Source organism: Nonomuraea sp. NEAU-A123 (genome assembly GCF_018603905.1).
Taxonomy (GTDB): domain Bacteria; phylum Actinomycetota; class Actinomycetes; order Streptosporangiales; family Streptosporangiaceae; genus Nonomuraea.
In genome coordinates this window covers 199,395-222,234 of the sequence record NZ_JAHFZZ010000001.1, presented here as the reverse complement: position 1 = coordinate 222,234, position 22,840 = coordinate 199,395, and the positions used below count along the sequence as shown (strand labels likewise).

The following is a 22,840-nucleotide window of genomic DNA, read 5'->3' as shown; positions in this document are numbered from 1 at the left end:
CAACAGACCTGCCACTAAACCGTCCGCGAATCGCCGCTATATTCCGCAGAAACGATTACCTCGTGTGGCGAGTGATCACTCGTCCGTTAACTGAGCGTTGAAGACCAGTTCGACGCGATCACCGCGCAGCACCCGGCGGTGTTTACGGGGCCCCGGCGTGATCTCGAAGACTGGCACTCCCTCGGGAAGGCCCCCGAACTCCCGTAGCTCGCCAGGGGCGGCCAGGTCCCGCCGTTCCTCCGGCGTCGGCATCCGTGTGATCACGCGAGCCCCGACGGGGACATGATACGGCTCGCGCGTAGGCTTACCAGCCACCATCGAGCCCCGCTTGCGAACCGTGGTGATCTGGCCTTCCGCACGCAGGTACGCGAGAGCTTCGCGCACCGTGTCGCGACCGACTCCGTACATCTGCGCCAACTGCGCTTCGGAGGGCAACCACGCTCCCGGCGCGTAGCGACCAGAGGTGATCTCGCTGCGGATCGCGTTGGCGACCTGCCGATACACCGGCACACCGGAGCTGTAGTCGATCACAGTACTTGAGTCTCACAGGGCCATATTGCCATGAGCCTTGTGGCTATGAGGCCCCAGCGTTAACGTGGAGAAACGTTGCTTCCGACTAATTCTTGATTCACAAATCACCCAAATATGATGACAGAAGATCAACGCCACATAACTTCCATGTTTGACACCCTGGCGAGCCACGACCTGCGCGGGGCGTTCAGGCGCTTCTACGTATGGCGCACCGCTGACGGTGGCTGGCACGCAAGGCCGCTGCCCAAACTCACGACCGACGAAATCGCCTTCCGCATCCTGCCGGAGCTGGTCGCCGAGTCACCGCTGCACCTGGCCTTCAAGTGCACCTGGCAACGGAGCCGACGCACCGTCTACCGCTACCTCGTGCAGTACGCCGATGAAGGAACGCGCCGTGACCAATTTTTCTGACCCACTCGTACCGCCGTGGGAGCCGTTCCAGCGTTCCCGGAGTGACCGCATCCGGGTCACGGAGACTTCGTGTTGTGGAGCCTACGAATGGGCGTGCCACGGGGGAGAGTTCCTGATCCTCCGTCCCAAGCAACCGGAGGGCTACGAAGAGACGGCTAGAGGCCGTTATCGAACGGCGCGTCACGTATGGCATGTTCTGCTCGTTCTCCATGAGATGGAGCACCGTCAAAAGGCTGCTCGCGCCGCAGGCCACAACCCCCGAACACGTCGAGGGCATGCGGCTTGATCGAGTCCATTCACGCCATCCCGTGATCAGAATCTGCGGCTTTCTGCGGCATATCGCGAGCCCCCAGGGCTGCTTCGGAGGGGCGCGCCGATGCGCTCCCGAGGGGTAGCGCAGGCTCTGCGGATTGTGCGGGCACAGCCCGATCAACAGCCCCTGGCACGTCTTCCCGCTGGCATGCATGCGGGTTCTTCGCCCTGCTGAAAGGCGTCGCCACGCCGCTCTCAGAAGATTCAACCTCGCGGGAAGAGCGATCCGGCGTCCGCCAGTCCCATTGCGGGAAGGGATTGAGAGAACGTTGAGCCGCGATCCTTCGTAGGACCACAGGTATCCGCCCTACCCTAGAGACGATGTGCCTCGGCGAGGGAGCGCGATGAGCAAGGCTAAGGATGAGCCCACCTACGTCCGGATAGCCGAGGACATCCGCAGCCACATAAAGCAAGGCGATCCGCCGGCTGGCAGCATGCTGCTCTCCGAGGCCGCGCTAGCTCGCACGTACGGAGTGGCAAGAGGCACGATCCGCCAAGCCGTCGCCGAGCTGGAGCGCGCAGGACTGGTGGTCAGCGAGGCGGGCCGTGGGCGCCGTGTGGTCAGCAACAGCCCCACAGATGCCCGCCGTGCAACCTCCAGCCAGTACGAGACGATTGCCGAGGCGCTCCGCAAGCGCATCGAGAGCGGCGAGCTTCTCCCTGGCCAGCAACTTCCCGGTGAGGGGGCAACGGCAGACGAGTTCGGGGTATCGAAGGGTACGGCCCGTCAGGCCCTTCAGATGCTGGCCGCTGAGCAACTGATCTCTTCCATCCACGGCAAAGGATGGTTCGTGGGTGGGGCTGACCACGCGCGTACACGTGCCGACGAGGTCGCCGACCACTTCCGGAGGGAAATCGGATCCGGCGAGCTCGCCGTGGGTTCCGTTCTTTCCGGGGAAAACGTGCTGGCCCAAGAGCAAGGAGTCGGCCGCATCACCATCAGGCGAGCTCTCGCGCTGCTAGAAGCGGAAGGGATAGTCGAGAAGAGACCAGGGAAAGGCCGTGTTGTTAAGTCACGACCAGAAGGTACTTAGGTGACTGCACCCACACTCCCCTTCACCTCCCAGGAAGCGCACGCAACCCTTCATGAGGCTTGTCGCATCGCGGGGTTGGCGAGTGAGGATGCTCGGCTCATGCGCCTCGGCGAGAACGCCCTGTTCGCTCTGACAGCCGAACAGGTGGTCGTGCGGATCGCTCGCAGCCTCGACGTCCTCGATGACGCCCGCAAGGAGGTTGCGGTCTCGACCTGGTTGCGCGAGGCAGGGCTTCCGGCAGGGCGGACAACCGAGCACGTCCAACCACTCATCGTAAGAGGCAAGCCGGTAACCCTCTGGCACCTCATCCCAGACAGCGGCTCTCGCGCGAGTCTTGTTGACCTGGCCATGGTTCTTCGCGACCTCCATCGAATACCGGTCCCCGCGGGACTGGCACTGCCAGAGTTGAACATCCTCGGGCGCGTCTCAGAGCGCATCGCTGCGGCCAGCGTCCTCACCGAAGAGGACCGGCAACTGCTCCTGAAGAGGCATGACGAGCTTCAGGCCGCCTACATAGCATTGGACTTTCCTCTCCCTTCGTGCGCCGTTCATGGCGACGCGCATTCGGACAACCTCATCAAAGCTACCGACGGCACAACAGTGCTCATAGATCTTGAGCGCTTCGCGTTCGGCCCTCCAGAGACAGACCTTGCCGTAACAGCCATCGAGCATTCCTTGGGATGGGGTACTCGCGCCGAATATGACCAATTCGCCGAGCGTTACGGATTCGATGTCCTAGCCTGGGATGGTTACCCCGTCCTCAGAGACATCAACGAACTCAAGATGACGACATGGCTCATGCAGAACGTAGATGAAGACCAAGCCATCGCGACAGAGTTCCGCAACCGCCTCTTCTGCCTTCAGAACCCGGATGCGCCTCGGCAATGGCGCCCCTTCTAGGCACCTACTGAAGGGTACTTCTCCGCTACAAGAGTATTGAATCTTGCAACTTCATCTTCGCAGTCGTAACCCGCAAGGTCGGCCTTGAGATCTCGAATGTATCGCAGATAGCGCTCAGATTTGAGAGCTCCGGCGAGCGCAATTGCCTCTAGTGCAACAGTTGCTGCCTTCGATGGCTCCTTCATATGCACAAAGGTCGCCGCCTGGACCAGGCGATCAAAGGACAACGTCCGCACGTACATCGGATCGCAGAGGTCAACAGCCTGAGCTACGAACTCCAGCGCCTGCGACGGTTTCCGGAGATCGCGGTAGCAGTGAGCCCCCTCGCTGGCCAGTTCCGCCGCATCGAAGTAGCGAACTCAGGAAGGGTCATCGTCCGGGTTCCGTCTGCTGAAGAATCTTTCCGCTTCAAGGAGCGCTCGCGCGCACGCCACCTCGTTCCCGTTGCCCGCGTGCGCCCTCGCCTCCATCGCGAAGAACAGTGCCATGGGCGTGGCTGTCGCCGCTCCTCTACAGCCCTCTTGAGCAGCACGAGCAAGCTGTACGGCCTGGTCGTACCTACCCAGGTAGTTGGCCTGATGGCTCATGTCGGCAAGAAGCAAGCCTCCCATCATGCGGTCACCAGACGCCTGAGCAAGGCGCAAGCCTTGAAGGAAATACCGCTGGGCAAGCCCATGCCGGCCAAGGTCATACGCCGTCCAGGCAACCAGCTCCGTGATTTCAGCCGCCGCCGCATACAACTCCCGCCCGACTGGCTCACTGAAGTTGCCATCCAGCATCGGGACGACTTCGCGGTTGTAATACTGAAGCAGAGCCGAGCGCGCGTGCCCTCCACCGAACTGGAAACCCATGTTGGCGAACAGCTCTGTGGTCGCACGGATGGCCTCAACATCCCACTTTCCAACAGACGGTCTCGCGTGCTCTCTAACGTGAAGCGGCTCAGGGCGAGATAGCAGCCATGCGATAAGGGATTCTCCCCAAGCATCCGGCACGACTACGGATTCAAGGGCGGCAGGATCGTCAGCAAGGTCTCGGCGCGTAAGGCCCAGCAGACGGCTTCCAACATCAGACATCCCGCCGCCGTGCGCCAGTGTGCGCTCAAGCGTATCCGGCGTTACGACACTGGCTAGGCCGATGTCGTCGACTGTGAAAGTCACGCCGGCTTTCCTGCTGAGGGCCTCCGCGATGAACCGTGCAGTAGCAGGTCGTGGCTTAACACCATCAAGCCATCGCTTGACGTCCACATGCGTACAACTCAGGCCTACGCCGTCTTCTAGCGCAACTTGCCGCACCCGTGAGGCAAGTCCCGAATTAGAACAATCTGCACGCCGCATGGCATCAGCAAGCCCCACATTGGGCATTCGGGACATTCTCACCTCCGCACGTGCGCGCCTTGGCAATCATGTCGCAAACAAGGTCACCACGACCAACATTTACGCGAATTCCGCCTTCACGTTTCTCCAGCTCAAGGCCTAAATCACCCCCCATAAGAACCCCCTGTGCATTCAGTCCCGGCCACGAGCACAGTGTTGCCCCAGGCCTCCGCGAGGAAGGCTTGAGTCAACAAGAGCGAGCCAAGAGCCGCCGGATCCCAACACGATCGGTCCCCATGGCTTGACTCTGTGTAGCTATACATGTTCTATATCTCACAGGACCTGCTCAACAGGTTCGCGAGCCGAGAGGACTCCCATGCTCGTCCGCCCGCGAAAGGTGCTCCCGACCGTCCTCACGATCTGTGCCGCCCTCTACGCCCTGAAGGACCCCGAGGGCGCGGCCTCCATGGTCAAGGCCGCTGCGCACCTGGTCATGAGCGCTTCCGAGTCCTTCGCCCGGTTCGTCCACACCATCAACAGCTGACCGAAGAGAGAGGAGCCCGGCAATGGGACTCAACACGAACCACCCGGCACGCATGTCGCTCGCCGAAGTCGAGACGGCCTGGCGTGCGCAGGACGGAACGCCGCTCCCCGAATGCACCTACGACCCCGAGTTGCACACCGGCCCGCGGCTGACCATCGAGACCTCCGAGGAGCGCGCCGCCCGCGAATCGGTCGCTCGGGAAATCTGCGCCACCTGCCCGGCCCTGATGTTCTGCGAGCTGTACGCGATGGAGATCCGCCCGACCTCGGGGATCTGGGCTGGCCGTACGCCCACCGAACTCGCACAGCAGATGGCCGCGCTCAATGACCTGGAGGTGGCGTGATGACGAACCGCAGCAAGCGACCGGCGGCAGAGCGCCGCCCGCACTTCTCGCCTAGGAAGAACAAGCGATGACCACCCGCCCACTGACCCAGGGCGAACAGACGGCCATCACCGTCACCGCTGCCCTAACCGGCGCCCTCGGACTCCTCGGCTTCGTCAACAGCTTCGAGCGCGTTGCCAGTGCGGCTGCCCCTTCGTTCGGATGGTTCGCCTGGACGGTGCCGCTCGGCATTGATCTCGGTATCGCCGTCTTCAGCGCGCTGGACATCGTGCTGGCCCGCCTTGGGATGCGGTTGAGCTGGCTGCGATTCATCCCGTGGATGCTGACCGCCGCCACGATCTACCTCAACATCGCAACCTACCTCACCGCGCTCGACTGGTTCGCCGTGGTGGCTCATGCCCTGCTGCCGCTGCTGTGGGTCATCGCCATCGAGATCGGCGCCCACGTCATCCGCAGACGCGCCGACCTGGCCGAGCCCGATCGCATGGACGGGATCCGGCGCTCTCGCTGGCTGCTCGCCCCTGTGGCGACCGTCTCCCTGTGGCGCCGCATGGTGCTCTGGGAGATCCGCAGCTACCCCGATGCCCTCGTACGTGAACGCGAGCGCATCGTGGCCAAGACAGAGCTCCAGGACCGGTACGGCCTGCTCTGGCGCTGGAAGGCCACCCGCCGTGAGCGCGCCCTGTACCGCCTCGGCGAGTTCACCCCCAACAACATCCGCATCCAGGCACATGCCGTACGGCTCGACCAACCGCCGGCCGCGCCACCCAACCGCGCCGCTCTCAAGAAGCCTCAGCCCAGCCTGGGCGACCTCGTGCCACTGGGACGACGCGTAGCCGCTGACCTTAAGGCGCAAGGCGAGCCCCTGACCCGTGACCGGCTGCGAGACGCCATCCGCAGCCACGGCCAGAGCATCTCGACCGATCGCGCGGGAGTGCTCCTGGCGCATCTGAAGACCGAAGCTCATCCAGCAGACGCACAGGACGACGAGGCCGCCTGATGGGACTGAGCATCACCGACACGCGCATGACGTCCGACGCCTGCCCGAACGTGGCCGAACTCCAGGACCGCCGCTGGACCGTCACCGGGTACCCCGGACGAACCTTCGACCGCAACCAGGCCATCACCGCCATGTTGCTGGCCGAAGTGCTGACCGAGCGTCCGTTCCCCGAAGACCGAATCGAGTTGCTTGCCACCTCTTGGCGCGCCGAACTCGGGATCACCGAGGCGGACGGACCGCACGACCTGTCCGCCCAAGACCGACCGGACGAGCAGCGGTCCGACCGCCCATCGTCCTTGACCGCCACATGGGACGCGGCCTCATCCGCCAAGACAACGACCGCGTCCCACGACCCCGCGACCAGCAAGTCAGACGAGGTGCACACATCATGACCCATCAAGACAACCCCAACAACGACCCGGACCGGTCGGACGACGAGGGGGCGGAGATCGTCAACCTGGACGCCGCCCGCGCCGGACGTCACCCGTACCAGTCCGCCGCCGACCGGTCGGAGCAGGAGGCGATCGACGGACCGGTCCGTGAAGGCGAAGCCGCCCGCGTGGATCAGCCGGACACCAGCGGACCGGGCTGGCGGACCACCCTGGAGGAGAAGGCGCGCACCCGGCAGCCCATCGTCCCTCTGTGGCTGCGCTCCCGCGCTGAGGCCGTAGAAACGCTCAGGTGGGTCAGCCTTCACTATCTGCACGTGACCGGATACCAGCTCGCTCGCCTGCCGCTATATGGCGGACGGCTGACGATACGGGCGCCGCGCGGGTTCGTCCGCCTGGTGAGCGGCATCGTCAAGTGGACCTTCGACCTGGAGGGCGAGCCCGTACGATTGGCCGCAGTCCAAAAGGCCGACCCCGAGGCGTACCTGAAGCTCAGCAGGCAGCGGGACTCCCGCGTACGGCTGCGCACCTTCCTCTCCATCGTCGCCCTGTTCATACTGCTGGTCGCGGCCATCATCGCGGCCAACCAGCCCAACGCCGCGCAGTGGGCAACGCTCGCTGTCGCCATCGCCCTCGGCATCCTGGGCAAACCCGCCGACCGCCCGCTGATCAACCGCGCCGTCATTCCGACCTCCGTGGAGAAGCTGACCAGCGACATCGTCATCCGCTCCCTGACCGTGCTCGGCATCGCGGGCATCAACCAGGCCATCGCGAAGAACCCCAAGGACGCCGTTCGGTTCGTCGCCCCTATCACCAGGGACGGCCCCGGCTGGCGAGCCGACATCGACCTGCCGTACGGCGTGACCGTGGGCGACGTCCTCGACAAGCGCGACCGGATGTCCGGAGCGCTGCGGCGCCCGCTCGGCTGCATCTGGCCCGAAGGTGATTCCTCCATCCACGAGGGGCGACTGATCCTGTGGGTCGGAGACAAGGACCTGGCCAAGACCGTCGTGAAATCGCCGCTGGTCAAGGCTGGCAGCCACGATGTGTTCAAGGGCATCCCGTTCGGCTGCGACCCGCGAGGCCGCCCCATCACCGTCCCGGTGATCGAACAGAACATCCTGATCGGCTCGCAGCCGGGTCAGGGCAAGACCGCTTCGGTTCGCGTGCTCGCCTCCGGCGCGGCCCTGGACCCGACGGCTGAACTGTGGATTCACGAACTGAAGGGCACCGGCGACCTCGACCCGCATGAGAAGAACTGCCACCGCTACGTCTCCGGTATCGAAGACGAGGCCATTGCGTACGCCGCCGATTCCCTGACGTTGCTGCGCAGGGAGGTCATGCGCCGCGCCGCCGCGCTCAAGGCGCTGCCCGCGGACCTATGCCCGGACAAAAAGGTCACCCGTCAGATCGCCGACAAGCGATCGCTGGGACTGCATCCGCTGGTGGCCGTCTTCGATGAGTGCCAGAACCTGTTCGCCCACTCCGAGTACGGAGACAAGGCGGGCCAGGATGCCGAGTTCATCATCAAACTCGGTCGCGCCCTCGGCGTGATCCTTGTCCTGGCCACCCAGCGCCCGGACAAGGACAGCCTGCCCACCGGCATCAGCGCGAACGTCACCATCCGGTTCTGCCTGCGAGTCGCCGGCCAGCTTGAGAACGACATGATCCTCGGCACCAGCGCGTACAAGAACGGCATCCGCGCCACGATGTTCGTCCCCGGTCCCCCGTCCAAGGGGGGCGATGCCGGTACCGGCTACCTGGTCGGCGCGACACCGATGCCCAAGGTGGTCAAGTCGGCCTACCTCGACACGCCCGCCACCCAGCGCATCGCCGACCGTGCCCACGCCCTGCGCCACAGCGCGGGCACGCTGTCCGGGCACGCCCTCGGCGAGACCCCCGAGCGGAACGCGCCCACCTTCGATCTGCTGGCCGACGTCCTGGCCGTGGTTCCACCCTCGGAGACCAAGGTATGGAACGAGGTCATCGTGGATCGCCTGGCCGAACTTCGGCCTGACGCGTACGGCGTATGGGCGGCGCTGGAGGGCGGCGCGAAGACGGCCCAGCTCACGACCGCGCTCAAGCCGTACGGCATCAAGACCGGCCAGGTCTGGGGCACGCCCGAGGGTGGCGGCAAGGGCGCCAACCGCATCGGCATCGTCCGCGACGACGTCGCCACAGCCGTTACGGAACGTGACAGCAAGAAGGGGCGCGGGGTCGCCTCGTAGCGGTGCGATCGCCTCTAGGCCTAGAGGCAGCGACCTCTAGGCCTAGAGGCCCTCCTAGAGCCAGAACCGGCAGCCCACCTGTGCTCTAGCGCCTAGACCTCCATCTGCGGAAACCCCGGAAACGGCCCTGGAGGCCCCTTATGGCTACCGCCATCACCCTTCTAGTCCTCTGCCTACTGATCGTCACTCTCGGTTATATCGGCTTCTGTCTCGCCTCGCCCTGGGGCACCTGCACCCGATGCCGCCCCGGAGGCAAGAACCGCACATGCCGCGCCTGCGACGGCACCGGCATGCGGCCTCGCCTCGGCTGGCAGCTCTACGTCTACGCCCGCCGCCTCCACCGCGACGGCTCCTGATGACTTCACCCCTGGAGAAGATCCACATGCACGACCTGACCTTGTACGCCCTCAGCGCCGCCGCTCGCGGCTGGCACGTCTTCCCGCTCAGCCCAAGCCAGAAGCGCCCGCTACGGGGCTTCACCGCCTGGGAGCGGCACGCCACCAACGACCCCGAGCGCATCCGCCGGATGTGGGCACGCGGCCCGTTCAACATCGGCATCGCTTGCGGCCCCTCGGGCCTGGTGGTGCTCGATCTCGACGTTCCACAGCCCGGCGAGGAACCGCCGCTCGAATGGGCGCGCCCCGGCCTCTCCGAGGGGGCCGACGTGCTGGCCGTCCTGTGCGAACAGGCCCAGCAGCCACTACCGCTGGACACCTTCACCGTCCGTACGAGGCGCGGCGGTACACACCTGTACTTCACAGCACCGACTGAGGGCCGCCTGGGCAACAGCGCGGGCAAACTCGGCTGGAAAATCGACACCCGCGCCCACGGCGGATACGTCGTCGGCCCCGGCAGCTTCGTAGAGCTGCCGGACGGCACCGGCTCCTATGACGTACTGCACAACCCTTCGCCCGCGCCGATGCCCACCTGGCTCGCAGACCGCCTCGCGCCCCCACCGCCGGCGAACCGGGTAGCCGTGGTGGACGCCATTTGCGGAGACCGCGCCGCAGGCTACGCCATGACGGCCCTGCGCGGTGAGGTCGAATACGTCCTCGCCGCCGTACCTGGCACCCGCAACGACACCCTCAACGCCGCAGCGTTCGCCCTGGGCCAGCTCACCGGCTCCGGCCTCCTACCGCGTCAGCTCGCCGCAGAGTGCTTGCAAGCCGCTGCCGAGGCCATCGGACTGAGTGCAGGCGAGGCGCTTGGCACCATCCGCTCAGGACTTGACTCCGGGCTGCGTCATCCCCGGAGGGCAGCGGCATGACCACCCTCAACGGACACCGGACAACCGCCGAAGCCATCCTGACCAGTCTCGGCGCCGCCGACCAGCTCACCGAACTGCATAACGCACCGCCAGTATGGGACACCCCCGCACCGCTCGGACAGCGAGGCGAGCTGCCGCCCTTTCCCGTGCAGGCGCTCCCCGGATGGGTTGCCGAGCACGTCAGCGCGGTAGCCGAAGAGACTCAGACGCCGCTTGACCTGGCAGGCTGCGTCAGCCTCGCTGCCCTGTCCACCGCCGCAGGTGGGCGCGCGGTGGTCAATGTCCGGGGCTCCTGGATCGAACCGGTCAACCTCTTCGTGCTGGTGGCCATGCCGCCCGGCTCACGCAAATCCGCCGTGTTCCGGGCCATGACCGCACCCCTGGCCCGCGCGGAAAGCTCCCTGCTGGACCGCATCAGCCCACAGATCACCGAGGCCGAGGTAGCCCGGCGGCTGGCCGTGGAGGCAGCCGACAAAGCCGCCCGCACCGCCGGCTCGGCACGCGGCGAGGCCGCACCGGATGCCATCGCCGAGGCCCAAAGCGCCGCCCTGGCCGCAGAAGATATCAAGATCCCGGTCAAGCCCCGCCTCATGGCCGACGACATCACCCCGGAAACGGCCTCCACGATCCTCGTGGAGCAAGGCGGACGCCTGGCCGTACTGTCCGCCGAGGGCGGCATCTTCGCCACCCTGGCAGGACGCTACTCCGGCACACCGAACCTGGACCTGTTCCTCAAAGGACACGCCGGAGACCCGCTCATCGTCGATCGACGCGGCCGCAGCGAACACGTCGATCACGCCGCCCTGACCATGGGCCTGGCCGTCCAACCCGAAATCGTCGCCGACATCGCGGGCATGCCCGGATTCCGGGGAAAGGGCCTGCTCGGACGCATCCTGTACAGCCTGCCCAAGAGCAACGTCGGATACCGCCGAGTGGACCCGCCACCCGTCCCCGAGGCCGTCGCCGCCCGCTACGACGCCAACCTGCAACGGCTCACGGTGGACCTGTACGGCTGGGAAGATCCCGCCCGGCTCGTGCTGTCACCAGATGCCGCCGAGGCCTTCACCGAGCACCGCCGCACCACCGAACGCCGCCTACGGCCGGACTCCGGAGACCTGGGCCACATCACGGACTGGGCAGGCAAGTTCGACGGCGCGGTCATGCGCCTGGCCGGACTGATCCACCTGGCCACCGACGTTGAGGGCGCCTGGCGTCGGCCGATCAGCACCGACACGGTGAACGCGGCAATCCAGCTCGGCAGCTATTTCACCGCTCACGCCCTGGCCACCTTCGACGCCATGGGCGCCGACCCCGATGTGGAAGCCGCCCGCGTCGTACACGCCTGGCTCCACCGCACCCGCACCGAGCGCTTCACCGTCCGCGAGGCCTTCACCGCCCTCCCACGCAGCCGCTTCCGAAAGGTCACGGAGTTGGAGGCCCCGCTCGACCTGCTGGAGCAGCACGGCTGGATCCGCCGCGAACCGGAACCACCCCGCACCGGCCCCGGCCGGCGCCCATCCCCGGCCTACGCCGTTCACCCCAGTCTCCACCAGCACGGAACCGGAAGGACCACAGGCTGATGGCCGTCGCCAAGCGATTCCACTCGACCGATTCCAGTCCGCGGTTCCTCACGCCCGATGAACTCGCCGATCTCTTCGCCATACCCCTGGAGACCGTCTACCAGTGGCGACGGAAGCACACTGGCCCTCCTGGCTTCCGGGTTGGCCGTCACCTTCGCTATGACCTCGCCGCCGTACTCGCATGGGTCGCCGATCAAACCCGGGCTGGAGTGAACTGAGATGGCCGGACACGTTCAGGACCGCTGGTTCAAGACGGTCAACGGCCCCGACGGCAAGCCCGTGCGCGTGCGTACTGACCGGCATGGCTCGGGCATGCGGTACCGCGCCCGGTACGTCGGGCCGGATGGTACGGAGAAGAGCCAGTCCTTCCCCGACCGGCAGAAGCGCCAGGCTGAAGAATGGCTGACGGGGATCGCCGCAGACATGTCACGCGGGCACTACATCGACCCACGCGCGGCCCGCGTGACCTTTCGTCAGTTCGCCGAGCAGTGGCTCGCCGAACGCACTGGTGACCCGAATACCCGGGCATCGATGGGTTCGCAGCTGCGCATCCACGCCTTCCCCTACATCGGCGCCCGCCCCCTCGGCTCGTTCCAGCCAGGACACATCCGAGCCTGGGTGAAGCAGCTCGAAGAGAACGGCGTGCGAGGTTCGTACGCGAAGACGATCTACTCAAACGTCCGCGCCGTGCTCAACGCGGCGGTAGATGACGGCCATCTCGCCCGCAACCCCTGCTCAGCGCGCTCTGTGAAGGCGCCGGCAGTGGAGACCAAGCGCGTCGTGCCCTGGCCTGCTGAGCGCGTGTTCGCCGTGCGCACCGCCTTGCTGGAGCGATTCCAGGCCATGGTGGACCTCGGAGGCGGATGCGGGCTGCGTCAGGGCGAGATCTTCGCCGTGGACGTGGATGAGCTCGACTTCGACTCGGACACGCTGCATGTCGTCCAGCAGCTCAAGTACAGCGAGTGCAGGCTCGTCTTCGCCCCGCCCAAGGGCGGCAAGCTCCGGGATGTTCCGCTACCGGGACCTGTTGCCGACAGAGTTCGCGCGCACATCAAGCGCTTCCCGCCGGTCGAGATCACTCTTCCTTGGGGAACGGCAGACGGGCCTCTGGTCACCAAGCGTCTGATCTTCACCCAAGAGAGCGGCGAATTGGTACGCCGCCCGAGCTTCAACAACGTCCACTGGAAATCCGCGCTCGTGGCATCCGGAGTGATCCCCGAGCGGAAACGTGGTGAGAGTCACACTGCCGCCCGCGAACACGGCATGCACGCCTTGCGGCACTTCTACGCTTCAGTGCTCCTGGACGCGGGAGAGAACATCAAGGCCCTCAGTGAGTACCTCGGTCACCACGACCCGGGCTTCACTCTGCGGACCTACACCCACCTCATGCCGAGCAGCCAGGAGCGTACCCGGAAGGCCGTCGCCGCCGTGTTCGCGCCCGATCCGAAGCCGTGACGGCCCACAGACGGCCCAGACAAGCGAAACGGCCTCTACCACGCGGCGTAGCCGCAGGTAGAGGCCGTATTCGACAGTCAGGCCATCTTCTTCTTGAGGTTCTCGTCCAGCGCCGCCAGGAAGTCCTGGGTGGTGAGCCACTTGGCGTCGCCGCCGACCAGCAGTGCCAGGTCCTTGGTCATCAGGCCGCTCTCGACGGTCTCGATGCAGACCTGCTCCAGCGCGTCGGCGAACGCGGTCACGGCCGGGGTGTTGTCCAGCTTGCCGCGGTGGGCGAGGCCACGAGTCCACGCGAAGATCGAGGCGATCGGGTTGGTGGAGGTGGGGTTGCCCTTCTGGTGCTCGCGGTAGTGACGCGTCACCGTGCCGTGGGCGGCCTCGGCCTCGACGGTCTGGCCGTCGGGGGTCATCAGGACCGAGGTCATCAGGCCGAGCGAGCCGAAGCCCTGCGCGACGGTGTCGGACTGGACGTCGCCGTCGTAGTTCTTGGCGGCCCAGACGTAACCGCCCTCCCACTTCATCGCCGCGGCGACCATGTCGTCGATCAGGCGGTGCTCGTAGGTGAGGCCGGCCTTCTCGAAGTCGGCCTTGAACTCGGTCTCGAAGACCTCGGCGAAGATGTCCTTGAACCGGCCGTCGTACGCCTTGAGGATCGTGTTCTTGGTCGAGAGGTAGACCGGGTAGTCACGAGCGAGGCCGTAACGCATGGAGGCGCGGGCGAAGTCGCGGATCGAGTCGTCCAGGTTGTACATCGCCAGGGCGACACCGCTGCTCGGGAAGTCGTAGACCTCGAGCTCGACCGGCTCGGAGCCGTCCTTCGGGGTGAAGGTGAGGGTCAGCTTGCCCTCGCCCGGGATCTTCAGGTCGGTGGCCCGGTACTGGTCGCCGAAGGCGTGACGGCCGACGACGATCGGCTTGGTCCAGCCCGGGACGAGCCGCGGCACGTTCGACATGATGATGGGCTCGCGGAAGATGACGCCGCCGAGGATGTTGCGGATGGTCCCGTTGGGAGACCGCCACATCTTCTTGAGGCCGAACTCCTCGACACGCGCCTCGTCCGGGGTGATGGTGGCGCACTTGACGCCCACGCCGTACTTCTTGATGGCATTGGCGGCGTCGATCGTGACCTGGTCGTCCGTGGCGTCGCGGTGCTCGATGCCGAGGTCGTAGTACTTCAGGTCGACGTCGAGGTAGGGAAGGATCAACTGGTCCTTGATGAACTGCCAGATGATCCGGGTCATCTCGTCGCCGTCAAGCTCGACGACCGGACCCTCCACCTTGATCTTGGGCATGCGAATGGTTCCCCTTCAATAAATCGATACATTGAGGCTATCGGACTGCCCGGTCACCGGGCCAAAAGGGACATGATGATCCCCTTGAGCTCGTCGTTCGCCAAGATCAGCGAGGTAAGGACGAGCACGAATCCGAACGCCCCGAGCGTGATGACGTCGGTCCTCTTGCTGCGTACGGCGAGCCCGCCGTACCCGGCGAACCGGAGCGCGGCGGCCACCATGATGGCGGCGCCCAGCGCGAACCCGCCCCACCGCGGATCCACGAGAAAGATCAGGACAACGCCGACAACCGCACCCGCCAGGATCAGCGGGTACGGCCCCCAGCTCTCCTTAGAAATCGTCAACGCTCCTCGATCGGCTTCCACTTCTGGTCACGCTCACCGATGTACTCGCTGTCGGGCCGGATCAGCCTGTTGTCGGCGTGCTGCTCGATGACGTGCGCGGTCCAGCCGGACATGCGGCTGATCGAGAAGACCGGCGTGAATAGGTCCGTCGGAATGCCGAGATAGTGATAGACCGATGCCGCGTAGAAGTCGACATTGGGATAGAGGCCCTTCATCTCGAAGACGACCTCCTCCATCTCCTTGGACATCCGATAATAGGTGTCGTCGCCGGTCGATTCGGCGAGTTCCTGCGACATCCTGCGCAGATGCGTGGCCCGCGGATCCTCGGTCTTGTAGACCCGGTGGCCGAAGCCCATGATCTTCTCGCCGGCGGCCAGCTTCTCGCGGACGGCCTGCGCGACCCCGGTGGGCGAGATCGATTCGAGGGTCTTCATGACCTGCTCGTTCGCGCCGCCGTGCAGGGGGCCCTTGAGCGTGCCGATGGCGGCGACGATGGCCGAGTGCATGTCCGACAGGGTCGCGGCGCAGACGCGGGCGGCGAACGTCGAGGCGTTCATGGTGTGGTCGGCGTGCAGCACCAGGCAGGTGTCGAAGAGCTCGACCTCGCGCTGGGCGGGAGCGCGCCCGGTGACCTGCAGAAGGAAGTTCGCCGCGATGCTCAGCGCCGGGTCGGGCTCCGGGGCCTCGGCGCCGTTGCGGGCGGCGTGGTAGCGGGCGACCAGCAGGGGCTGCTGCGCGGTCAGGCGGGCGGCCTTGCGCAGGTTCGCTTCGGGGGCGGTGGAGTCCTTGTCCGCATCGTCCGCGCCGGCGAGTGAGACCAGCGTGCGCAGGGCCTCCATCGGTTTCTGTTTCTCGGCGATCTCCGAGATGTTCGCGGAGACCAGCGCGCCGAGCTCGCGTCCCCGGACCAACTCCTGGCCGTACCTGTCCAGCTCGTCCCGGTTGGGGAGCTTGCCACGCTGCAGCAGGTGAGCCGTCTCTTCGAACGTCGCGCGGCCGGCCAGATCGTGGATGTCGTATCCGCGATAGAACAGGCGACCGGCCTTCCCGTCAATGTCGCTGAGCGCTGTCGACGCGGCTACGACATCGGCCAGGCCTTTCGTGGGCTTGTCCGCCATGAGTGTTTCCTCCGCATATCTCCGCCCGAAGTCTACCTGTGAGCTGGCAAAACCGTCCGCGAAGGTCCAGACCAATTTCACGCCGGATTCTCCTTATGGCAAAGGCGATTCCGCATCCCCTCGTTTGGGTAAGCCGGAGCTGTAGTAATAGTTACGGCGGGCTACCTGGGGAGGAACTGCCGTGGAGGGGCCGTTCATACGCATCGAGGACACCGGCGAGGTGGTCCCGTTGCGCCCCGAGATCACAACGGTGGGGAGGGGCCGGGGCGCAGACATCCGGCTGACCGACCCGAGTGTGTCTCGACTCCATGCCGAGTTCGTCAGGCGAGGACCCTACCTGTACGTCGTTGATCTGGGCCTGTCCCGCAACGGCACGCGGGTGAACGGCAGGCCGATCGCCCGGAGGGTGCTTGACGACGGCGACGTCGTCTCCTTCGGAGCGGCGCGCGGTCGTATCGGCGGAGTCCCCCGAGAGGACTTCACCCCCGAGGTCGAACTGCGCAGGGCCGCTGCGCCGGAGCTGACGAGGCGCGAGGTCGATGTGCTGACCTCGCTCTGCAGACCGGCGCTGTCGGATGAGGCGTTCGTCGCCCCGGCGACCGCACGCGAGATCGCCGACGACCTGGTCGTGACCGAAGCCGCGGTCAAGCAACACCTGCTGCGGCTGTACCAGAAGTTCCGCATTCCTGAGGGCACCAACCGGCGCACGCGACTGGCCAACGAGGTCGTCGCGCTGGGCCTGGTGCGCCCGACCCCCGTGGTGCCACCACAGCGGTCGGGGACGTCGGCCGAGCAGCAGCCGACGGCCGCCGGACGCAGGGCTTCATAGGGTGCGGAGACCGCTACCTGTAGCGAGCCGCTGAACGCGGCCCACTAGAGGAAACGGATCGCGACCGGTGCCACGGCGAGGGGTTCCGGCAACGCGAGTGGACCGGAGCCCGGCGTCACCGTGCCCAGGACGCGCGCCCCCGAGGCGCCCGTGCAACTGGGCACGGTCGATGGCAGGCCGTGCGCGGTGAGCCAGCCGAACAGCGAGAAGGCGATCGCCTCCTTCGCGTCGGCCGGCACGCCGAGCTCGTCACTGGTCACGAGCCGCGTCCGCGGCACACGCGCGCGCAGCATGCCCATGAGAGTGGGATTGCGCACACCGCCGCCGGAGACGATCACGGTGTCGAGTCCGTGCCTGCGGATCTCGGCCGCCACGGTCTCCGCGGTGAGCGCGGTGAGTGTGGCGACGAGGTCGGCCTGCGCCAGGTCCGCCTTGACGTAGCCCGGGGTGAAGAGCTCTTTTCCCGTGGATTTCGGCGGTTCCTTCGCGTAGTACGGCTCGGCGAGCAGCTCCGCCAGCAGCGCCGCGTCGACCGTCCCGGCCGCGCCGAGCACCCCGTCCTCGTCGTACGGCGGGGCGGCGGCGTCGATGAGCGCGCACGCGGGCCCGGTGTCGTAGGCGACGGCCGGCTCCCGCACGGTCAGGTTGGCGATCCCGCCCAGGTTCAACGCCCCGGTACGCCCCGGCAGCCCGGCCATGAGCAGCAGGTCGAGGTAGGAGACGAGCGGCGCCCCCTGCCCACCGGCGGCCACGTCGCGCGCCCGCACGTCCGACACCACGGGCAGCCCGGTGCGCTCGGCGATCCAGGCGGGCTGCCCCAGTTGCAGCGTGCCGAGCACCCGGCCGCCCTCCACCCAGTGGAACAGCGTCTGCCCATGGGAGCAGATCAGGTCGGCCGCCGGCCCCTCCGCCGCCGCCTCGGCGAACGCCTGGCCGATGAGCGTGTCCAGGGCGCAGACCTCGCCCAGGTCGATCCGGCTGGGCGGCAGCGCGGCCGCGATACGGGCTCTCAGGCCAGGGTCGTACGGCCGCTCGCCGGTGTGGACGAGCGTGCCGGTCAGCACGCCGCCGTCCAGCGACCAGTCCACGACCGCGCTGTCTATCCCGTCGTGGGACGTGCCCGAGATGAGGCCGAGAACCCGCATCGCGCTCCCTCCGAAACTGGTTAGAGGACCCGGAAGCCGTTGCTCGGCTTGCTGGTCCGGTTGACCCGGTCGACGGCGACCACGTAGTAGTGATCCCCGCGCTTGCCCTCGGGGTCCGTCCAGCGCACCTGCCGGTCACCCGGCACCACCGCGACCAGGTTGCGGGCGTCGGCGAACGCGCCGGACCCGGCCTTGCCGGGGAAGCGGAAGATGGCGAACTGGAAGGGCTCGTGCCGATCCGTCGCGACCGCGCGTACCTCCACCCCATCATGCTTGCGCAGGGCGTACGCCAGCACCGGCCGGTGCGGCGCCTCGCCACCCGCCAGCCTGGTCAGCACCGGGGCCAGCGCGGGCCGGGTGTAGTGGTCGGCCACGGCCGTGCTGATCGAGCCGATCCGGTCGGCCCGCAGGTCGTTGGCGTTGTACCAGATGTCGCCGCTGACTGGTGGATTGTCCCGGTTGAGGGTGAGGTGCTTGGACAGCTCGGCCGGGACCTGCCATTCGGGCGCGGTCTGGGCCGGGTCGCCCGCCTTGTAGGCCGCCTGGCCGATCCAGAGCAGCGTGCCGGTGCCGTTCGCCACGTCGGACCACCACGGGACGAGCTTGGCGTAGTCGGCCGGCGGCTGCCCGATGTACCAGTAGAGCTGGGGCGCGATGTAGTCGAGCCAGCCCTTCTTCACCCAGCCCCTGGTGTCGGCGTGCAGGCCGTCGTAGGACTGGCCGCCGGCGGTGTCGGAGCCGAGCGGGTCGCTGGCCTTGTTGCGCCAGATGCCCGACGGGCTGATGCCCCACGCGATGTCCGGCTTGGCCTGGCGCACCCGCTGCTGCATCTCCGAGACCATGAGGTCGACGTTGTTGCGCCGCCAGGTGGCCAGGTCCGGGAAGCCCGCACCGTACTGGGCGAACGCGGCGCTGTCGTCGAAGGCAGTGGTGTTCGTCGGGTAGAAATAGTCGTCGAAGTGCAGGCCGTCGATGTCGTAACGGGTGACCGCGTCCATGATCGCGTCCTGGCAGAACTTACGGACCTCGGGCATGCCGGGGTTGTAGTAGAGCTTGCCGCCGAACGGCAGGATCCAGTCGGGGTGCTTGCGGCCCGGGTGGTCGGGGTGCAGCTTGGCCGGGTCGGCCTGCATCGAGACCCGGTACGGGTTGAACCAGGCGTGGAAGGCCAGCCCGCGCTTGTGCGTCTCCTCGACGATGAAGCCCAGCGGATCGTAGCCGGGGTCCTGCCCCTGGGTGCCGGTCAGCCACTGCGACCACGGTTCGAACGGCGACGGCCAGAACGCGTCGGCGGTCGGCCTGATCTGCACGAAGACGGAGTTCAGCTTCCGCTGCACCGCCAGGTCCAGCCAGGCGAGGTATTCGGCCTTCTGCTGCTCGACGGTCAGCCCGGTCTTGGAGGGCCAGTTGATGTTGACCACGGAGGCGATCCACATCCCCCGCATCTGGCGCAACGGCGGGACATAGTCGGCGGCGAAGGCGGGGAGCGGTACGACAGAGGCGGCAGCGGCGAGGGCGAGGCCCTTCAGTAACGTCCTTCTGCTGGGCATGGGGGATGGCCTCTCGGAAGTGGTTGTGTCGAGGGCGACGATGACAGAAAATTACCTTCAATTCAATAATCGTGAAGGAAAACGCCGACATGTCCCCTGACCTGTACCGACTAGCGATGACTGTGCTCCAACCAGGCTACGAAGGCGCCTCAGCGCCCGACTGGTTGCTCCGGGCGCTCGGCGAAGGACTCGGCGGCCTGGTGCTGTTCGCCCGCAACGACCCCGGGGAGCAGCTCGTCCAGCGCTTTCGTGCCGAGAACCCGGGCGCCGTCGTGGCGATCGACGAGGAGGGCGGGGCGGTCACCCGCCTGGAGGTGACCTCCGGCAGTTCCTTCCCGGGCAACCGGGCGCTCGGCGTGGTGGACGACGTGGCCCTGACCGAGCGCGTGGGCCGCCAGATCGGCCGGATGCTCGCCGAAGCCGACATCACGCTCAACTACGCGCCTTCAGCCGACGTCAACGCCAACCCGGCCAACCCGGTGATCGGCGTCCGCTCGTTCGGCCCGACCGCCGACCTGGTCTCCCGCCACACCGTGGCCTACGTCAACGGGGTGCAGGGCGCCGGGGTCGCCGCCTGCGCCAAGCACTTCCCCGGCCACGGCGACACGGTCACGGACTCGCACCTGGCGCTGCCGACCGTGCACGCCTCGCGTGAGCTGCTCGCCGAGCGCGACCTGCCGCCGTTCAGGGCCGCGATCGGGGCCGGGGTGCGCTCGATCATGTCGGGCCACCTGCTCGTCCCCGCCCTCGATCCGTCGATGCCCGCGACGCTCAGTCGTTCCGTCATGACCGAGCTGCTCAGGGGCGAGCTCGGGTTCGACGGGATGCTGGTCACCGACGCGATCGAGATGCGGGCGGTGGCCGCGATGTTCTCCCCCGGCGAGATCGCGGTCCGCGCGCTCGGCGCGGGCGTCGACGCCATCTGCGTGGGCCTGTCGACCGAGCGGAGCCTGCACGAGATCCGCGACGCCGTCGTGGCCGCCGTCCAGGCGGGCGTGCTCCCCGAAGAGCGCCTGGCCGAGGCCGCCGGCCGTGTCCTCGCCCTGTCCGGCTGGTACGACCGGCAGTCGGCCCTGCGCGAGAAGGCCTGCGCCGACGTCGACGGGGGCGTCGGCCTGGACGCCGCCAGAGCCGCGCTGACCACCACGGGAACGGCCTCGCTGACCCGGGCGCCGCTGGTCGTGGAGGTCAACACGCGCCTCAACAAGGCCGTGGACCCCTCGACGCCGACCGGCATCACGGCGGCTCTCGGCGCGCTGCTGCCGGGCACCGAGCGAGTTCAGATGGAGCCCGAGGGCGAGCTGCCGCCGTTCGACGATCGGCCGGTGGTCCTCGTGGTGCACGACGCCGCCCGGCATCCGTGGGTGCGGGAGACGGTGGCGCGGGCCGTACGGGTGCGGCCCGAGGTGATCGTCGTGGACACCGGCATCCCCGCGGCGCCCGCCGGCGCCGCGCACCTGGTCACACACGGCATCTCGCGCGTCTCGGCGCAGGCGGCCGCGGAATGGCTGACCCGGTGACCGGGGCGCCGCTTGATGGGCCGGGCGGGCGGATGAACGAGCCGTCGAACCCGGTCTCCGCCGTCCGTGCGGTGTTTCCGTCGCTGACCCCGGCCGCACAGGCGATCGCGCGCATCATCCTGGCCGACCCCGGTGTGGTCGTCCGGAGCACGATCACCGAGTTCAGCGCGGTGTCCGGGACGAGTGAGGCGACGATCGTACGCACCGCCAGGGCGCTCGGCTTCGCCGGTTACTCGCAGATGCGCTTCGCCCTGGCCGCCGCCGTGGCCAAGCAGCCCGAACGGCTGGTGCCCGGCGACCTCGGCCCCGACGACCCGCTCACCGACGTCATCGCCAAGGTGGCGCGGGCCGAGTCCGAGGCGCTGGCCGACACGGCGGCGCAGCTCGACCCCGAGCCGCTCGGGGAGATCGTCACGGCCATCGCCGGGGCCCGGCGGGTGGACGTGTACGGCGTGGCGGCGTCCGGGCTGGTGGCGACCGACATGTCGCAGAAGCTGCTGCGGATCGGCCTGTCCAGCCACCCGTTCAGCGACGCCCACATGGCGCTGACCAGCGCGGCCCTGCTCCGGGCCGGCGACGTGGTGGTGGCGATCAGTTGCAGCGGCGAGACGCCGGACGTGCTGGACCCGGCCCGCACGGCCGCGGAGGCGGGGGCGCTGCTGGTCGCGATCACCAACAATCCGCGGTCGTCGCTGGCCGGGCTGGCCGACTACACGCTGGTGTCGGCGGGGCGGGAGACCGCGTTCCGGCCGGGGGCGCTGGCCAGCCGGATCAGCCAGCTCCTGATCGTCGACTGCATCTTCGTCGGGCTGGCCCAGCGCACCTACGACACGGCCGACGCGGCGATCCGCGCCACGAAGGAGGCCACGGACCGCTACCGGCGCCGCTAGCTCACCGTGCTTCGGGCTATGTCCTGGCCACGGACAGGGTCGCCAGGTCCGCCTCGATCTTGGCGGCCGTGGCCAGCAGCGGCGGCAGCAGGTCCCGCCTGACCTGCTGCGACGTCATACGGCTCGCGTGGGTCGAGACGTTCACCGCCGCGACCGCCTGCCCGGAACGGTCGCGGATCGGCACGGCGATGGACCGCAGCCCCTCCTCCAGCTCCTGGTCGACCATCGCCCAGCCCCGCGCCCGCACCCGGTCGAGCTCCGCCCGCAGCGCCGCCGGCTGGGTGATCGTCCGCGAGGTGAGCCCGCGCAGCTCGGCCGAGCCGAGGTAGCCGTCGAGCCGCTCCGGGGAGAGCGCCGCCAGCAGCACCCGGCCCATGGAGGTGCAGTACGCGGGGAACCGCGTGCCGATGTTGATCGTCACACGCATGATCCTGGCGGTGGCCACCCGCGCCACGTACACGACGTCCTCGCCGTCGAGCACGGCGACCGACGCCGACTCGCGCACCTCGGCGGCCAGCCGTTCGAGATGCGGATCGGCCACCTCCGGCAGCGAGAGGCTGGACAGATAGGCGTAGCCGAGCTCCAGGACCCTGGGCGTGAGCGAGAACAGCCGCCCGTCCGAGCGCACGTACCCAAGGTCGGCGAGCGTGAGCAGGAACCGCCTGGCCGCCGCCCTGCTGAGGTCCGTCGCGCGGGCGACCTCGCTCAGCGTCAGCTCGGGCGCCGTGGCGCTGAACGCGCGGATCACCGCGAGACCGCGGGCCAGCGACTGTACGTGATCAACCATGACGATCCTTGAACATAGGTCATCAAAGGCGTAGCTTCCACGATACGGGGTTGTTCGT

General features: G+C 67.4%; 24 protein-coding genes. 16 read left to right on the top strand and 8 right to left on the bottom strand.

What is annotated here, in order from left to right; all coding sequences use genetic code 11:
• Window positions 1–75: 75 nt before the first annotated feature.
• A complete protein-coding gene (locus KLK06_RS01140) occupies window positions 76–531 on the bottom strand; it encodes a GntR family transcriptional regulator (RefSeq protein ID WP_214633362.1) in 456 nt (151 codons plus the stop codon).
• A gap of 147 nt (window positions 532–678) precedes the next feature.
• On the opposite strand from KLK06_RS01140, the gene KLK06_RS01135 reads away from it, so the two are divergent.
• From KLK06_RS01135 to KLK06_RS01125, 3 genes are all read left to right on the top strand, one after another.
• On the top strand, window positions 679–942 hold the full coding sequence (locus tag KLK06_RS01135; RefSeq protein ID WP_214633361.1) for a hypothetical protein: 264 nt from the start codon (window positions 679–681) through the stop codon (window positions 940–942).
• Window positions 943–1,598: 656 nt separating this feature from the next.
• Complete coding sequence (locus tag KLK06_RS01130; RefSeq protein WP_214633360.1) at window positions 1,599–2,288, top strand: GntR family transcriptional regulator; 690 nt, start codon at window positions 1,599–1,601, stop codon at window positions 2,286–2,288.
• 99 nt (window positions 2,289–2,387) lie between these two features.
• Window positions 2,388–3,188, top strand: coding sequence for a phosphotransferase family protein (locus KLK06_RS01125; protein ID WP_214633359.1), 801 nt, complete (start codon window positions 2,388–2,390; stop codon window positions 3,186–3,188).
• Window positions 3,189–3,547: 359 nt separating this feature from the next.
• Here KLK06_RS01125 and KLK06_RS01120 read toward each other — a convergent pair whose 3' ends face one another.
• Complete coding sequence (locus KLK06_RS01120; RefSeq protein WP_214633358.1) at window positions 3,548–4,432, bottom strand: hypothetical protein; 885 nt, start codon at window positions 4,430–4,432, stop codon at window positions 3,548–3,550.
• A 445-nt stretch (window positions 4,433–4,877) separates the two neighbouring features.
• Here KLK06_RS01120 and KLK06_RS01115 point away from each other — a divergent pair, with 445 nt between their 5' ends.
• The 10 genes from KLK06_RS01115 to KLK06_RS01070 all read left to right on the top strand — a co-directional run bounded on the left by KLK06_RS01115 (window position 4,878) and on the right by KLK06_RS01070 (window position 13,307).
• Window positions 4,878–5,045, top strand: coding sequence for a hypothetical protein (locus KLK06_RS01115; protein WP_214633357.1), 168 nt, complete (start codon window positions 4,878–4,880; stop codon window positions 5,043–5,045).
• A 22-nt stretch (window positions 5,046–5,067) separates the two neighbouring features.
• Window positions 5,068–5,388, top strand: coding sequence for a WhiB family transcriptional regulator (locus KLK06_RS01110; RefSeq protein ID WP_214633356.1), 321 nt, complete (start codon window positions 5,068–5,070; stop codon window positions 5,386–5,388).
• 67 nt (window positions 5,389–5,455) lie between these two features.
• Window positions 5,456–6,388 carry a DUF2637 domain-containing protein gene (locus KLK06_RS01105; RefSeq protein ID WP_214633355.1) on the top strand — a complete coding sequence of 311 codons (933 nt, stop codon included), beginning with the start codon at window positions 5,456–5,458 and terminating at the stop codon, window positions 6,386–6,388.
• Complete coding sequence (locus KLK06_RS01100; RefSeq protein ID WP_214633354.1) at window positions 6,388–6,780, top strand: hypothetical protein; 393 nt, start codon at window positions 6,388–6,390, stop codon at window positions 6,778–6,780. The genes KLK06_RS01105 and KLK06_RS01100 overlap by 1 nt, the downstream gene beginning before the upstream one ends.
• On the top strand, window positions 6,777–9,005 hold the full coding sequence (locus tag KLK06_RS01095) for a cell division protein FtsK (RefSeq protein ID WP_214633353.1): 2,229 nt from the start codon (window positions 6,777–6,779) through the stop codon (window positions 9,003–9,005). Before KLK06_RS01100 ends, KLK06_RS01095 begins: the two co-directional genes overlap by 4 nt.
• Window positions 9,006–9,145: 140 nt before the next feature.
• Window positions 9,146–9,361, top strand: coding sequence for a hypothetical protein (locus KLK06_RS01090; protein ID WP_214633352.1), 216 nt, complete (start codon window positions 9,146–9,148; stop codon window positions 9,359–9,361).
• Between the two features lie 26 nt (window positions 9,362–9,387).
• On the top strand, window positions 9,388–10,272 hold the full coding sequence (locus KLK06_RS01085; protein WP_214633351.1) for a bifunctional DNA primase/polymerase: 885 nt from the start codon (window positions 9,388–9,390) through the stop codon (window positions 10,270–10,272).
• The gene (locus tag KLK06_RS01080; protein ID WP_214633350.1) at window positions 10,269–11,852 is read left to right on the top strand and encodes a YfjI family protein; all 1,584 of its coding nucleotides are present in this window, start codon (window positions 10,269–10,271) and stop codon (window positions 11,850–11,852) included. Before KLK06_RS01085 ends, KLK06_RS01080 begins: the two co-directional genes overlap by 4 nt.
• Window positions 11,852–12,070, top strand: a complete 219-nt coding sequence (locus KLK06_RS01075; RefSeq protein ID WP_214633349.1) for an AlpA family transcriptional regulator — start codon at window positions 11,852–11,854, stop codon at window positions 12,068–12,070. Before KLK06_RS01080 ends, KLK06_RS01075 begins: the two co-directional genes overlap by 1 nt.
• A gap of 94 nt (window positions 12,071–12,164) precedes the next feature.
• Window positions 12,165–13,307 (top strand): tyrosine-type recombinase/integrase, encoded by a 1,143-nt coding sequence (locus tag KLK06_RS01070; RefSeq protein WP_214633348.1) that lies wholly within the window; start codon window positions 12,165–12,167, stop codon window positions 13,305–13,307.
• Window positions 13,308–13,384: 77 nt separating this feature from the next.
• Here the strand turns inward: KLK06_RS01070 and KLK06_RS01065 are convergent, their stop codons facing one another.
• The 3 genes from KLK06_RS01065 to KLK06_RS01055 are packed head-to-tail and all read right to left on the bottom strand — an operon-like array spanning window position 13,385 to window position 16,061.
• Window positions 13,385–14,599, bottom strand: a complete 1,215-nt coding sequence (locus KLK06_RS01065; RefSeq protein WP_214633347.1) for an NADP-dependent isocitrate dehydrogenase — start codon at window positions 14,597–14,599, stop codon at window positions 13,385–13,387.
• Window positions 14,600–14,652: 53 nt separating this feature from the next.
• A complete protein-coding gene (locus KLK06_RS01060) occupies window positions 14,653–14,943 on the bottom strand; it encodes a DUF3017 domain-containing protein (protein WP_214633346.1) in 291 nt (96 codons plus the stop codon).
• The gene (locus KLK06_RS01055; RefSeq protein ID WP_214633345.1) at window positions 14,940–16,061 is read right to left on the bottom strand and encodes a citrate/2-methylcitrate synthase; all 1,122 of its coding nucleotides are present in this window, start codon (window positions 16,059–16,061) and stop codon (window positions 14,940–14,942) included. Before KLK06_RS01055 ends, KLK06_RS01060 begins: the two co-directional genes overlap by 4 nt.
• A 181-nt stretch (window positions 16,062–16,242) precedes the next feature.
• On the opposite strand from KLK06_RS01055, the gene KLK06_RS01050 reads away from it, so the two are divergent.
• Window positions 16,243–16,890 (top strand): FHA domain-containing protein, encoded by a 648-nt coding sequence (locus KLK06_RS01050; protein WP_214633344.1) that lies wholly within the window; start codon window positions 16,243–16,245, stop codon window positions 16,888–16,890.
• A gap of 44 nt (window positions 16,891–16,934) precedes the next feature.
• On the opposite strand, the gene KLK06_RS01045 is transcribed toward KLK06_RS01050, so the two are convergent.
• A complete protein-coding gene (locus tag KLK06_RS01045) occupies window positions 16,935–18,035 on the bottom strand; it encodes an anhydro-N-acetylmuramic acid kinase (protein ID WP_214633343.1) in 1,101 nt (366 codons plus the stop codon).
• Window positions 18,036–18,055: 20 nt separating this feature from the next.
• Complete coding sequence (locus KLK06_RS01040) at window positions 18,056–19,585, bottom strand: glycoside hydrolase family 10 protein (RefSeq protein WP_214633342.1); 1,530 nt, start codon at window positions 19,583–19,585, stop codon at window positions 18,056–18,058.
• A gap of 116 nt (window positions 19,586–19,701) precedes the next feature.
• Here KLK06_RS01040 and KLK06_RS01035 point away from each other — a divergent pair, with 116 nt between their 5' ends.
• Window positions 19,702–21,105, top strand: a complete 1,404-nt coding sequence (locus KLK06_RS01035; protein WP_250904726.1) for a glycoside hydrolase family 3 protein — start codon at window positions 19,702–19,704, stop codon at window positions 21,103–21,105.
• Window positions 21,090–21,995: a MurR/RpiR family transcriptional regulator gene (locus tag KLK06_RS01030; RefSeq protein ID WP_250904725.1), complete on the top strand. Its 906-nt coding sequence runs from the start codon at window positions 21,090–21,092 to the stop codon at window positions 21,993–21,995. Before KLK06_RS01035 ends, KLK06_RS01030 begins: the two co-directional genes overlap by 16 nt.
• Before the next feature lie 16 nt (window positions 21,996–22,011).
• Here KLK06_RS01030 and KLK06_RS01025 read toward each other — a convergent pair whose 3' ends face one another.
• Complete coding sequence (locus KLK06_RS01025) at window positions 22,012–22,782, bottom strand: IclR family transcriptional regulator C-terminal domain-containing protein (protein ID WP_214633340.1); 771 nt, start codon at window positions 22,780–22,782, stop codon at window positions 22,012–22,014.
• Window positions 22,783–22,840: the final 58 nt, after the last annotated feature.